This is a genomic window from Streptomyces boluensis (genome assembly GCF_009908195.1).
In the GTDB taxonomy this organism is placed as follows: domain Bacteria; phylum Actinomycetota; class Actinomycetes; order Streptomycetales; family Streptomycetaceae; genus Streptomyces; species Streptomyces boluensis.
In genome coordinates this window covers 1-13,107 of record NZ_JAAAHS010000212.1, presented here as the reverse complement: position 1 = coordinate 13,107, position 13,107 = coordinate 1, and the positions used below count along the sequence as shown (strand labels likewise).

Here is a 13,107-nt window from a genome sequence, read left to right as displayed (position 1 = left end):
CAACTCCACCGCCTGCCGAACCGCAGCAGCCAGCTTCACCACATCCCCCTCGTACGGATCATCCGTACCACCCGCCAACCGATCAGCATGCTCGGAGAGTTCACTCAACGACACCCGCCCCGGCAAGGGCGTAAACCGATCCTCACCCGAACCGGAGCCCGAGCCGGACCCCTCCGTACCCGAATCGCCCCCACCCAACGCCGGTTCCGGCCGCGCACTAGGACAAGAAGCCGTCGGATCGTCGTAAGGGCAGCCGGACGGCCGACCGGACGACCCAGAACGCCCCGCCCCCCGCAACGCATCAGCGAAGTACGCGGCGACCGCAGTCACCTGGAACCCCCGGTCCGCCCCGTCCCACAGCGGCCGCGCCAACCCACCCGCCGAAATCTTCCGCGAACTCTCGTGCGGCGCACGCGACTTGGGGTCCAGCCAGCGCACCCGCGCCGTCGCCACATGCCCGCCGGACCGCGCGCCCTCCTTGAGCCGTACCGCGTACAGGGCGGTCACCGAGTGGCCGGGGCCGACCTCGCCGCCGTCCACCCGGTCGTCGCGGAAGTCCTCGTCGGCGACCTGCCGGTTGTCGTAGCCGATCAGCCGGAACCGTTCGACGGTCTCCGGGTCGAACGCGACCTGCGCCTTCGCGTCGCGGGCCCGCAGCTCGATGTGGGCGGGCAGGTCCTCGCAGAACACCTTCCGCGCCTCGGCGGAGTCCGACACGTACGTGGTGTGCCCGTCGCCCTTGTCGGCGAGCCGCTCCATCAGGGCGTCCCCGTACTCGCTGCCCACGCCCACCCCGAAGAGGGTGATGCCGTGTTCGCGGCGGGCTTCGGAGATACGTTCCAGGATGCTGTCGGCGCTGGTCTCACCGGTGTTGGCGAGGGCGTCGGAGAGCAGCACGACCCGGTTGGTGGCGCCCTTCGTGCGGCCCTCGACGGCGGTGTCGTAGCCGGTGCGGATGCCCGCGTCGAGGTTGGTGGAGTCGGTGGGCTTCAGCCCGGCGACGGCGGCGTGCACCCGGTCGCGGTCCGCGTCCTCGGAGAGGCGGGTCATCGGCAGTACGGTCTCGGCCTCGTCGCTGAACGTCACGATGGCCACCGAGTCGGAGGGGCGCAGCCGGTCGGTCATCACGCCGAGCGACTCCTTGACCAGGTCGAGCCGGCCCGGCTCGGCCATGGACCCGGAGACGTCGATGACGAACGTCAGCGCGGCGGGCGGCCGTTCCTCCGACACGGCCGACTTCGTCGCGAGCCCCACCCGCAGCAGCGACCAGTCGTCCCCGGCTCCGGGCGCCCGCGCCCCGTCGACGTTCACGGAGATGCCGTCGCCCTTCGGCTGCGGATAGTCCTGCCGGAAACTGTTGACGAACTCCTCCGGCCGCACCGTCGACGGATCGGGCAACCGCCCCTCACCGAGGGTGCGCCGCGCATAGCCGTACGAGGCGGTGTCGACGTCAAGGGCGAACGTGGAGAGGTAGTCCGGCGGCACGAAGTCCCGTCCCTCGTCCGACTCCTGGCCCTTCTCGCCCGGCTGTTCCGCGCCGCCGGGCGCGGGCAGCGCCTTGCCGCCCCCCGACGGCCCGCGGTCCACCGAGTCGGTGGTCTGCTGCGTGCCCCCCGAAGTGCACCCGGTGAGCAGCACGCCCCCGGCGGCGAGCGCGACCACCCCCTTGCGCACGCGCCCCCACACCCGAACATCCCCACGAGCCATCGCCGACCGCCCCCTTCACTCGTCCACTGCTTGTGACTGTGACGCGGGAAGGGGGCGGAACGATCGCCCGGTGCGGTTGCGGAAGTGTCACAACTCAGCACCCCCGACCACCGCACCGGGAACGGCCACCCGGAACGACAACGCTCACCGAATATGCCGCCCAGAAATCGCCCGAGCAATCACAAGCCGCTGAATCTCACTCCCTGTCCCGCGTCGAAGGTCTTCCCGTTGCGGGCCATCCACGCGGCCTGCCAGATGAGCAGCCGTACCGCCGCGATCTCCGTACGCAGGTCGGCGAGGGCGAAGGCGATCGACTGGTTCTCGATGATCGGCCGGCCGAACGCCTCGCGCTCCCCGGCGTAGTCGAGGGCGTACTCGTACGCGGCGCGCGCGATGCCGAGCGCCTGCGCGCCGACCGTCGGGCGGCTGACCTCGAAGGTCGCCATGGCCGCCTGCCCCTTGGCGCCGGAGCCGCCCTCGCGGACGCGGGCGAGCCGCGCGTCGAGCTTCTCCTTGCCGCCGAGCAGGCAGTGCCCCGGTACGCGCACGTCGTCGAGGAAGACATCGGCGGTGTGCGAGGCCCGTAGCCCCAACTTCCGTATCTTCTTGGAGCCTTGGAGCCTTGGAGCCCCGCCGTGCCGGGCGGCACGATGAAGGCGGCCTGGCCGCGCGCGCCGAGTGCGGGGTCGACGGAGGCGACGGCGACGTGCACGTTCGCGATGCCGCCGTTGGTGATCCAGGCCTTCTGGCCGGAGAGCACCCACTTGTCCTTCGCCTCGTCGTACCGCGCCCGGGTCCGCATCGCCGACACATCGGACCCGGCCTGCGGTTCGGAGACGCAGAACGCCGCGACCTTCGGCTCGTCCTCGTCGCCGAAGCACTGCGGCACCCTTCCCCGAGCTCTCAACTACGTTCGAGCAGGGGAGACCCCAACGGCCAACTGGTCCGGCGTACCGGACGAGAAGATCCCGGCGACCGCGAGCGAGGTGCCGAAGAGGGCCATGCCGATGCCCGCGTCGCCCCAGAAGAGTTCCTCGTTGGCGATCTGCAGCGAGATGCCGCTGGGGTCGCCGAACAGGTCGGCCAGGGACTCGAACCCGTAGAGCCCGATCTTCGCGGCCTCCTGGATCACCGGCCAGGGCGTCTCCTCGCGCTCGTCCCACTCGGAGGCCGCCGGGCGCACCACATCGGCCGCGAAGCCGTGCACTCAGTCCTTCAAATCCTGCTGTTCCTCGGTCAGTTCGAGGGAGGAGCCGGCTATCCGCGCCTCACGCCTTCGGGATGTCGAAGTAGCGGGTGAGCCCGGCGGCGAGCGCGACATCGCCCGCGATCTTCAGCTTGCGGGTCATGAACATCGTGACCGGGTTGGAGTTGCCGGAGACCAGCTTCAGGAACTCCGCGTCGCCCATGACGAGCGTGACGCGCGGCTCGGCGTCACTGCGGCCCTCGGTGACGGTGCAGGTGCCTTCGGCGATCCGGGTCTCGTACACGGCCTCGTGCCCGTCGCCCACCTTCCAGCGGATCAGCGCCTCCAGAGTGCCCGCGGTCTCCGGCCTGAACTGCCGGCCCATACGGCCGAACACCTCGGCGAGCACACGGGTACGCAGCACCTCGTCCCGCGCGATCTCGTTGATCTCCTTGTTCGACAGACCCTTCACGATCTTCGCGAACTCCTCGGGCGATACGCCCGCGAAGTCCAGGTCCGCCAGGTTGTCCAGGTTCTCGCTCTCCGCCACGGAAGCCCTCCTCGATCGTCCTTACTCGCGAGTAAGCTTACTCAGAAGTCAGACATGCGCCAGACCCATTGATTTCTGCTTACGCATGAGTAAGTTGACCGGAGCGTCACGAACTTGCACCGCAGAACGCACCGCAGCACGGCACGGAAGCGACAGCGCCGACAACGGAGCCGACCATGGGCGTACGCAAGGATCTGAAACGGGCGAAGCAGCGCGGCGATCTCGGGCAGCGCTTCCCCACGGAGCTGATCAGGCAGGACGGCGTCGTACGCGAGGTGCGCACCGCCTCCCTCGCGGCCACCTCCACGTCCGCGCCGGGCACCACCGCCGACATCCCCTTCACCAACGCCGCCGAGGCACCCGACGCGGTGGTGCTGCGCCGCAAGGAGCCCGGGGCCGGGACCGGAGCCGGGGCCGGGGCCGGAGCCGGGGCCTGGCGGCCGGTCACCGCTGCCGCGTTCGCACGTGAAGTCACCGCCGCCGCCAAGGGGTTGATCGCCGCGGGCCTCGAACCGGGCGGCCGGGTCGCCCTGATGTCCCGCACCCGCTACGAGTGGGCCGTCCTCGACTTCGCTATCTGGGCGGCGGGCGGCCAGACCGTGCCGGTCTACGCCACCTCGTCGGCCGAACAGGTCGCCTGGATCGTCGAGGACTCCGGCGCCGGGTTCGTGATCACGGAGACCGAGGAGAACTCCCGTACCGTCGAGACCGCCTGCGCCGGACTGCCCGACCGGCCGCGGTGCTGGGAGCTGGACGCCGGGGCGGTCCCCGAACTCGCCCAGCTCGGCCGGGACATCGCCGACGAAGAGGTCGACAAGCGCAGGTCCGCGCTCACCCCCGACACCATCGCCACGGTCTGCTACACCTCCGGCACCACCGGCAGGCCCAAGGGGTGCGTCCTCACGCACGGCAATCTGCACGCCGAGGCGGCCAGTACCGTCGAGCTGCTGCACCCCATCTTCAAAGAGGTCACCGGGCAGGTCGCCACCACCCTGCTGTTCCTGCCGCTCGCGCACATCCTGGGCCGCGTCATCCAGGTCGCCTGCCTGCTCGCCCGGATCGAGATCGGCCACTGTCCGAGCATCAAGCCCGATGAACTCCGCCCGGAACTACGGTCGTTCAGGCCCACCTTCATCGTCGGCGTGCCCTATCTCTTCGAGAAGATCCACGACGCCGGCCGGGCCACCGCCGAGAAGATCGGCCGCGGCTCCTCCTTCGAGCGGGCCGACCGGATCGGCGTCCGCTTCGGCGAGGCCTACCTCGACCGCTTCCTCGACCGCGGCAAGGGCCCCTCGCTCGGGCTCTACCTCGGCTGGGCGCTGTACGACCTGCTCGTCTACCGCCGCGTCCGCAAGGAGATCGGCGGCCGCCTGCGCTACGCCATCAGCGGCGGCTCCCCGCTCGACCGGCGCCTCAACCTCTTCTTCTACGCCGCCGGAATCATCGTCTACGAGGGCTACGGCCTCACCGAGACCACCGCCGCCGCCACCGTCATCCCGCCGCTCAGCCCCCGCCCCGGCACCGTCGGCCTGCCCGTGCCCGGCACCTCGGTCAGGACCGCGGACGACGGCGAGATCCTGGTCAAGGGCCCGATCGTGTTCGGCTCGTACTGGAACAACCCCGACGCCACCGAACAGGTCCTGAACGACGGCTGGTTCGCCACCGGTGACCTGGGGGAGTTCGACGACGACGGCTATCTGCGGATCACCGGACGCAAGAAGGACATCCTCGTCACCAGTGGCGGCAAGAACGTCTCGCCCGCCGTCCTGGAGGACCGGCTGCGCAGCCGCCCGCCCATCGGCCAGTGCATCGTCGTCGGCGACAACCGGCCCTTCGTCGGCGCCGTCATCACCCTCGAACCCGACGCCGTCGAGCACTGGCTCTCCGTCCGCAAGGCGCCCAAGGACACCCCCATGTCCGAGGTGATCAAGGACCCGCGCATGCGCGCCGACGTCCAGAAGGCCGTCGACTACGCCAACGAGTCGGTCTCGCGCGCCGAGTCCATCCGTGAATTCGTGCTCGTGGAGGGCGAGTTCACCGAGGACAATGGGCTGCTCACACCCTCGCTGAAGATCAAACGGCACGCGGTGGCACGCGCGTACGAGCAGCAGATCGAGGCGCTCTATGAGTCCTGAGGCCGCCGCGTCGTCGGACGCGTACGACTCTTCGGATGCGTACGACTATGACGTGATCGTCGTCGGTTCCGGATTCGGCGGCTCCGTGTCCGCGCTGCGCCTGACGGAGAAGGGCTACCGGGTCGGCGTACTGGAGGCCGGCCGCCGCTTCGACCGCCGGTCGCTGCCCACGAGTTCGTGACTCCTCCCCCTCCTGAAGGAGGGGGGGCTTCTCGCTATGCCGGTTGGGCTTTGCGACGGACCAGCCCGGCCCGTAGAACGTTGCGTGCGCCCACCGTGTCCGTGTGCGCGGCGTGGCCGCAGCTGACGCAGTGGAACTTCTCCTGTGTAGGCCGGTTCTCCGCGCTGACGTGCCCGCATTCGGGGCAGGTGCGGGAGGTGTTGCGGGGGTCCACGGCGATCACTTCCCGTCCGGCACTCTCAGCCTTGGCGTGCAGGATCGTCAGGAACACCCCCAACCGGCATCGTTGATCGACTTGTTGAGCCCGGCTTTGGCGGCGGCACCGTTGGGCAGGAAGGTGCCAGGCTGTTCGGGGTCGGGCTTCCGCGCGAGGGCCTTGCTCATGTTGCGGATCTTGAGGTCTTCGTGCGCGATCAAGCCATGTGCGCGGACCAGGCCGAGCGCGGTCTTGTGCGCGTGGTCGAGCCGCTGGCGGCGGACCTTGCGGTGCAGGTCGGCAACCTTGATGACGGCACGCTGGTGGTTGGCGGAGCGCTTGTCCCGGCCCACACGCGGGTACCGAGCGAGGGCCTGCTGTGTGGCTTCGAGTTTCGCGGCGGCCTTGCGGCCGTGGCGGGGATTGGGCACGTGCTCGCCGTTGGAGGTGGTGAGGAAGTTGGCTATGCCCAGGTCGATGCCGACCATGCTGCCAGTCTTGGGTAGCGGCTCGGGCTGCGCCTGCTCGGCCGTGAGGACCACGTACCAGCGCTTGCCCTCGCGCTTGACCGAGATGGTCTTGACCTTGCCGGCCACCGGGCGGTGCTGGTTGACCTTGACGTGGCCGACGCCTTGGAATCGGACGCGGGTGGTCGGGTCGTGTGGGGTGGAGTCCCAGCGGCAGCCGTCGCCGTCTTGGGGAAGTCCACTGTGTCGAACCAGTTGACGCCCCGGAAGCGCGGATAACCCGGTGTGTCACCGGACTTGATCCGGCGGAAGAACGCGGCGAACGCCCTGTCACCATCACGGCACAAGCGGAGCGCGCCATGTCGCTGTGGCCCAACAAGGGCGACCAGGACCCGCGCCCCGCGCAGAACGCCCCCTACGCGCGCGTGCCGCCGGTCGCACCCCGCAGCCCGGCGGTCCCGGACAGTGCGTACGGGGCGCTGCGGCTGCCGAACTCGGGTACGGAGACGGCCACTTGAGCCGTTGCTGCGGCTGCTACCGGACCCCGGTGAGGCGGGCGTACACCACGGTGTTGCCCTGGTAGCTGCCGGTCGTCCGCGAGTACGCGCCGCCGCAGGTGATCACCCGCAGCTCGGGCCGGTCCGACTGGCCGTACACGCGGGTGTCCGGGAACGCGTCGCCCGGCACCAGCTCCACCCGGTCGACGGTGAACACCGCGGTGCTGCCGTCCTCCCGGTCGACCTCCACCGTGTTGCCGGTGCGCAGCGCGCCCAGGTTGTAGAACACGGCGGGCCCGGTGGCCGAGTCGAGGTGGCCCGCGGTGACGGCGGTGCCCGCGGCGCCCGGCGTCGTACCGTCCTGGAACCAGCCCGCCAGCTGCGGCAGATCGCCCGGCGGCACATCGAGGGTGCCGTCCGGCAGCAGCCCGAGCCCGATCGTCGGGGCCTCCACCTGGATCGCCGGAATCCGGATCCGCACAGGACGGGAGGCGGGCAGCGCCGCGATCGTGCCGCCGGCCCGGTCGGCCTGCGCGGCCGTGGACGGCGGCCGCGGTGGCTGCTCCTGGGCCCGGACGCCCTCGGCCATCAGCCAGGCGCCGACCAGCACACCGAGCGTGGTGAGCCCGGCGAGCGGGACCTTGATCCGGGGCAGCGGACGGTACGAGGTGGCCACGGGCGCTCACTTCCGTAACTGGGTTCCGTGAGGGGGAGTGCCAGGGGTTCCTAGAGGAGGGGGATGGGCCGGTCGTCCGCCGCTGTCCCGCCGGGGCGCCTGGGGCGCGTGAAGCGCGTGGGGCGCGGCAGCGGCGGACGCCCGGTCAGCTGTGCCTGCCGCGGCTGCGCCGCCGCCGCATCACCCACGTACCGCCGAGTCCCGCCGCGAGCGCGAGCGCCGCGCCACCGATGATCTGTGCCCCGGTGTCCTCCGGGGCGCCACCGCCGAGACCGCCCCTGACCTGGCCGGACGGGGAGGTCGGCCGGGCTGTGGTGGTGGGGCTCGTGGTCGGTGCCGTACCGCTGACGGTGACCCGCTGGGACCCGGCCGAGGCTCCGCCCGTGCAGATCACCGCCACGGTGTACGTGCCCGGACTGACGCCCTGCCAGGTCGCGCTCTGGGTGGTGCCACCACCTGCCAGGTCGACCTGCTCGCCGCCCGCGAAGCTGGCGTTGCCGTTCCCCATCAGGGCGGCCTTGCCGCCGTCGGGGCAGTCGGTCGTGGTGACCTGCACCACCGAACCGGTCGCGGAGACGCTGATGCCCGTCGGCACCAGGGCCGTCCCGGGCGCCGCCGACACCGGACCGGCCCACGCGGGACCCGCGGCCAGGGTGAGGGGAGCGGCAACAGCGGCGATGAACAGAGCGGCACGCGGGGATATTCGAGTCGTACGCATGAGCATGTCCTCCACCGAAGCCCGGGGGCGGCACCCCCAAGGTGCCGCCGGATCAGGGGAGGTCCCGTGCTCCGTGCTACGAAGCCAAAGCGCTCGGCGCCCCACGCGCATGCGGGGGACGCCGAGCGGTGGCTGTGCGGGTGAACGCACTCAGCCGGATGGCCGCACGGAGGCGGTAGGGGCTACGGACGACGGCTCACCGGGCCGACTCGTCGTTCCGGCCGTCGCCGTGACTGTCGCCGTGGCTGTCGTACGGAGACGAGATGACCTCCATGCCGTGGCCCGCGGGGTCCATGAAGTAGACGCCGCGGCCACCGTGATGGTGGTTGATCTCGCCCGGCTGCTTGCCGTGCGGATCGGCCCAGTACTCGATCCCGGCGTCCTTGATGCGCTGGAAGACGCCGTCGAACTCCTCCTCGGTGACGAGGAAGGCGTAGTGCTGCAGGGTGATCGACTCGGGCGGGATGGACGCGAAGTCCAGGGTGACGCCGTTGCTCGTGGCGACGGGGACGAACGGTCCCCATTCCGTCCCGATCTCCAGATCGAGGATGTGCGCGAGGAACTCGGCGGAAGCCCGGTTGTCACGGGCGTGAATGATGGTGTGGTTGAACTCGACCGGCATACGGAGAATGCCTCCAGAGGCACTCACGGGCACCTCCACGCTCACCCAGCCGGTGACCAACGCGCGATGCCGTCCGGGGATCCTAGGGCGAGGGGCACGGCGCCGTCCATGGACTTTCGTCGTACGGGAGTGCTGGGCGCGGCTTGCACCCGGTCGAACGCCGGGCGTGCCGGGCGTGCCGGGTGCCGCTCACACCCGGTCGTACGCGAGCACCGCCCCGTCCGTGAACTCCCGTACCAACTGGCCGTTCTGTATCCGCAGCACCGACGACATGCCGGTGACGCACTCCCCGGTGGAGGCGGCGCGGTCGAGCGCGGGCGGTGCGAGCCGGATGTCGCCGCCCTTCTCACCCGCGGAGACCAGGTCCATTCCGGCCTCGCAGTGCTCGCCGGGGGCCTCGGAGACCAGCTTGGCGGCGGGGCTGCCCACCGCCTGCTGCGTGACGGTCATCCGCTGCGTACCGCCGTTGGCCAGCTGCCGCCGCCAGGTGCCGAGCAGCTCCTCGGGTAGCCGCTCCGGTCCGCTGATCTTGCGCAGTACGGCGCTGCGCCCGGCCGCCTCCCAGCGCAGCGCGTCGGTGCCCTCGGTGACGAGGGTGTGCGCCCCGAGCGCCGAGCAACTGCCCTCCGGCACGCTGCGCACCACCTTCGTGTCGAGCCGCAGCGAACTGCCGCCCGGCGCCCGGCCCGCGAGTTTGCCGTCGCTCTTGCACTCGTAGCTCTTGCCGAGGCTGATGCTGTTCGCGACGACCTCGCCGTACTGCCCCTCGCTGATCTCGAAGCGCCGGTACTGGCCGGTGGCCCGGCCGTCGCGCAGCACCTCGCCCGCCCAGGTGCCGACGAACGCGCCCGGCACGTCCGACGCGGCCTCCGGCGCGGGCCCGCGCGGCGCGTTCTCGCCGAACGGCGGCAGCCCGGCCGCCGACAGTGCGAGCACACCACCCGCCACGACGGCCGCGCCGACAAGCGAGAGAGCGACCCGACGGCCGGTACGACGGCCGGTACGCCGAGGCGCGGCGACCGGCGCGTACGCCGCGGCCTCGTCCGCCTCACGGACGCCGAGGGGTGTCGCGCCGCTGGGTGTCGCACCGCTGGGTGTTGAGCCGAGGGGCGTGGCGGCAAGAGCTGTGGCGGCGGCTTCCGGATCCGGTTGCTTCGGCAGCATGACCGTGCCCGCCTCGACCGGCGGAGCGGCGACGGCGGTGGCCCGTGGCGGGGTGTCCGTGTCGAGCAACTGCACGGCCCTGCGCCCCAGTTCGGCGATGAGCTGGGCGGGCAACCACGGCGGCGTCGACGTACCGGTGGCGACCGGCTGCACCAGGCCGACGACCTCCTCGGGTGCGGGCCGCGCCGCCGGGTCCTTGGCGAGACAGCTCGCGATCAGCGACCGCAACGGCTCCTCGATGCCCCCGAGCTCCGGCTCCTCCTGCGCGATCCGGAACATCACGGCATGCACCCCGCCGGAACCGCCCCCGCCGAACGGGGAGCGCCCGGTCGCGGCGTACCCGAGCAGCGTGCCCATGCAGAACACGTCGCTGGCCGGGGTGAGTTGCTCACCCCTGATCTGCTCGGGCGACATGAAGCTCGGCGAACCCACCACCATTCCGGCGCTGGTCAGCGTCGACTCGGGCACCGCGTCCAGGGCACGCGCGATGCCGAAGTCGATGACGCGGGGGCCGTCGATGGTGATGAGTACGTTCGACGGCTTGAGGTCGCGGTGCACGAGACCCGCGCCATGGATGTCGAGGAGCGCGCTGGCGAGCCCGTACGCGAGGGTGCGCACCGAGACCTCGGGCAGCGGCCCGTGCCCGTGCGGCGAGACGACGCGCTCCAGGGACGGGCCCGCTATGTACCCGGTCGCCACCCAGGGCGTGGCCGCCTCCGTGTCGGCGTCGAGGACTGGCGCCGTCCACCGGTCGCCCACCCGGCGGGCCGCCTCGACCTCCAGACGGAACCGCTCCCGGAACTCCGGCTCCGCGGCCAGCTCCGGCTTGATGAGCTTCACGGCCACGGTGCGGCCGCCCTCCGAACGGGCCAGGTACACCCGGCCCATGCCGCCCGTGCCGAGCACGTCGAGCAGGCGGTACGGGCCGATCCTGTCGCCGCCGCTCGCGGGCGTGGCCTCGCGAGGATCTCCCGCCGCGTGCCCTGCCATGTGCTCCCCCTCAGATCGACGTGCGCGTCCCACTCTGTGCCACGAAGGTCACGAGTCGGCCGCCGACGGGCCACTGTTTGATGGGAGTCGAGTCACACCCGACGCCCCATAACGGCGACTTACGACGAGCCAGGACATCGCCCCCGCCCCGAGACGAGTCACCCCACAACGGTCACGCCGCGTGCCCCACTGGCGGCCTGTCCCGACCAGTCGCCGGTCTGCCCGACCGTCACCATCCCTTGCTCCAGGCCGAGTTGACTTTGCCGCTCTCCCCGAACCGATGGCCGATGCCTGCGTCGCCGCCGTCAGGTGCGACTGCGCAGCGCCGCCCAGGTGTTGGGCCCCACCTCGCCGTCGACCTCCAGGCCGCGGGCGCTCTGGAACTTCCGCACGGCGGTCCGGGTGGCGTCCCCGAACTGCCCGTCCACGCCGGAGCCCCCGATGCCGTACCCCCGCTTGCTGAGCATGCACTGCACCTGCACCACGCGCTGGCCCTTGTCGCCGTAGCGGGTGATCTCCGTGCCGGAGTAGTACGTGCACTGGGATATCCACGGCGGCGCCGGCGGCTTGGCCGGTGTTGACGAGCCGGTCGGCCGCGGCGACTGGCTGCCCTCTCCGCCTCCGGGCTTCTCGGAGGCGGAGAGGGTGGGCTGCGCGGACCGCGTGCGCGAGACGTCGACGCTGGGCGCGGCACTGCTCCGGTCGGCCGTGGAGGAGGCGCCGCCCTGCGCGTCGTCGGACGCGGAGGGCGAAGGGTCACCGGACGTACCGGCCGGGCCGGGAGTGCTCGGCGCGGTCGCCGAACCGGCGGGCGCGGGGCCCGCCTCGGACGCGGGCTCGCCCTGCCGGGTGAGCAGAAAGGCCGTCAGCGCGACGGCGCACACGGCGAGCGAGGCGACGACCGCGAGATACGCCCGCCGTCGGCGCCCGCGCGGGGGCGGCCCGTCCTGCAGGCCGCCCGGTCCTTGCGGCACGGTCCGGCCGAGCGAGTGCTCCGGCGCGGGGGTGGGCGTGGTGGCGTGGGCGGTGGTGACTGCGGGCGGCACGGGTGCGGTGGTCCTGCCGCCCGGTAGCCGCAGGTGCACGGTCTGGTCCATGGGCACCTGGCGCAGCACGTCGTACGCGTCCCGGCGCGCGGTCACCTGCGCGTGCAGGGGGCCGTGCCAGTGCCCCGGCCAGGGCCGCGCCGCCGCGGCCTCGGCGAGCCGCGTCGGGGTGGGCCTGAGCCCGGGGTCCTTGGTGAGGCAGGCGGAGAGCAGATCCGCCAAGTCCGGGTCGGCGGCGACGAGTTCACCGATCACCTCCGCGTACGGCTCCTCGAACGCGACCCGGTGCATGACGTCCACGCCGGTGCCGTCCCCGAACGGGGCGCGCCCGGTCGCGGCGAAGACCAGCGTGCAGGCCAGCGAGAACACGTCCGACACCACATCGGCCCGGCCGTCCCGCAGCCGCTCGGGCGACATGTACGCGGGTGTGCCGACGGCTTTGCCGGTGGTGGTGATCGAGCTGGCGTCGGCGGCCTGGGAGATGCCGAAGTCGATGACATACGCCCCGTCCGAGCCCAGGATGACGTTGGACGGCTTCAGGTCCCGGTGCACGACCTGCGCGGCGGTCAACTCGTCGAGCGCCCGCCCCAGTTCACCGACGAGCCGCCACACGCCGCTCGCGCTGAGCGGCCCGAACTCGTGCACCGCCTCGGAGAGATTGGGCCCCGGGAGATACTCGGTCGCCATCCACAGCAGCTCGGAGTCGAACCCGGTGTCGAGCAGCCGCGGCGCGTGCTCGCTGCGCACCCGCCCCAGGACCGCGGCCTCCCGCTCGAACCGGCGCCGGAACTCGGCGTTCTCCGCGTACTCCGGGCGGATCACCTTGACCGCGGCCAGCCGGTCCTCGGCCCGCGCGAGATACACGCGCCCCATGCCGCCACTGCCGAGCAGCCCGAGCGGCACATAGGGGCCGATCCGCACCGGATCCCCGCTCCGCAACCCCTCGGCGCCGGCCCGCGCAAGCGCCCCCTC

Annotated in this window: 8 protein-coding genes and 4 pseudogenes; 3 read left to right on the top strand and 9 right to left on the bottom strand. The window is 71.8% G+C overall.

Features of this window, described 5'->3' with window-relative positions; all coding sequences use genetic code 11:
- The 3 genes and pseudogenes from GUY60_RS23710 to GUY60_RS23700 all read right to left on the bottom strand — a co-directional run.
- A partial coding sequence (locus GUY60_RS23710) for a vWA domain-containing protein (protein ID WP_161701090.1) occupies positions 1-1,707 on the bottom strand: 1,707 nt, incomplete at its 3' end.
- Positions 1,708-1,907: 200 nt separating this feature from the next.
- Positions 1,908-2,914: pseudogene (locus GUY60_RS23705) on the bottom strand (acyl-CoA dehydrogenase family protein); the annotation flags it as partial.
- A gap of 61 nt (positions 2,915-2,975) precedes the next feature.
- Entirely contained in the window at positions 2,976-3,443 is a 468-nt protein-coding gene (locus tag GUY60_RS23700) for an SCP2 sterol-binding domain-containing protein (protein WP_312866400.1), read from the bottom strand.
- A gap of 176 nt (positions 3,444-3,619) precedes the next feature.
- On the opposite strand from GUY60_RS23700, the gene GUY60_RS23695 reads away from it, so the two are divergent.
- Complete coding sequence (locus GUY60_RS23695; RefSeq protein ID WP_161701088.1) at positions 3,620-5,578, top strand: AMP-dependent synthetase/ligase; 1,959 nt, start codon at positions 3,620-3,622, stop codon at positions 5,576-5,578.
- Positions 5,568-5,756 (top strand): annotated as a pseudogene (locus GUY60_RS23690) (NAD(P)-binding protein); the annotation flags it as partial. The gene GUY60_RS23695 and the pseudogene GUY60_RS23690, both read left to right, overlap by 11 nt.
- A 37-nt stretch (positions 5,757-5,793) precedes the next feature.
- Here GUY60_RS23690 and GUY60_RS23685 read toward each other — a convergent pair.
- Positions 5,794-6,811 (bottom strand): annotated as a pseudogene (locus tag GUY60_RS23685) (RNA-guided endonuclease InsQ/TnpB family protein).
- Here GUY60_RS23685 and GUY60_RS23680 point away from each other — a divergent pair.
- Positions 6,749-6,940 (top strand): annotated as a pseudogene (locus GUY60_RS23680) (hypothetical protein); the annotation flags it as partial. The pseudogenes GUY60_RS23685 and GUY60_RS23680 overlap by 63 nt on opposite strands.
- A 16-nt stretch (positions 6,941-6,956) precedes the next feature.
- On the opposite strand, the gene GUY60_RS23675 reads toward GUY60_RS23680, so the two are convergent.
- The 5 genes from GUY60_RS23675 to GUY60_RS23655 all read right to left on the bottom strand — a co-directional run.
- Positions 6,957-7,595, bottom strand: coding sequence for a class F sortase (locus GUY60_RS23675; protein WP_312866399.1), 639 nt, complete (start codon positions 7,593-7,595; stop codon positions 6,957-6,959).
- Between the two features lie 145 nt (positions 7,596-7,740).
- Positions 7,741-8,313 carry a hypothetical protein gene (locus GUY60_RS23670; RefSeq protein WP_161701086.1) on the bottom strand — a complete coding sequence of 191 codons (573 nt, stop codon included), beginning with the start codon at positions 8,311-8,313 and terminating at the stop codon, positions 7,741-7,743.
- Positions 8,314-8,509: 196 nt separating this feature from the next.
- Positions 8,510-8,935, bottom strand: coding sequence for a VOC family protein (locus GUY60_RS23665; RefSeq protein ID WP_161701094.1), 426 nt, complete (start codon positions 8,933-8,935; stop codon positions 8,510-8,512).
- A gap of 189 nt (positions 8,936-9,124) precedes the next feature.
- Positions 9,125-11,089, bottom strand: coding sequence for a serine/threonine-protein kinase (locus tag GUY60_RS23660; RefSeq protein ID WP_161701084.1), 1,965 nt, complete (start codon positions 11,087-11,089; stop codon positions 9,125-9,127).
- A 305-nt stretch (positions 11,090-11,394) separates the two neighbouring features.
- On the bottom strand, positions 11,395-13,107 hold a 1,713-nt coding region (locus GUY60_RS23655; RefSeq protein WP_246235523.1), incomplete at its 5' end, for a serine/threonine-protein kinase.

What these genes read in the sequence shown, in the direction of transcription:
- GUY60_RS23695 (WP_161701088.1), top strand. Translation starts at nt 3,620, where the DNA reads ATGGGCGTACGCAAGGATCTGAAACGGGCGAAGCAGCGCGGCGATCTC.
- GUY60_RS23660 (WP_161701084.1), bottom strand. Translation starts at nt 11,089, where the DNA reads ATGGCAGGGCACGCGGCGGGAGATCCTCGCGAGGCCACGCCCGCGAGC.
- GUY60_RS23670 (WP_161701086.1), bottom strand. Translation starts at nt 8,313, where the DNA reads ATGCGTACGACTCGAATATCCCCGCGTGCCGCTCTGTTCATCGCCGCT.
- GUY60_RS23665 (WP_161701094.1), bottom strand. Translation starts at nt 8,935, where the DNA reads ATGCCGGTCGAGTTCAACCACACCATCATTCACGCCCGTGACAACCGG.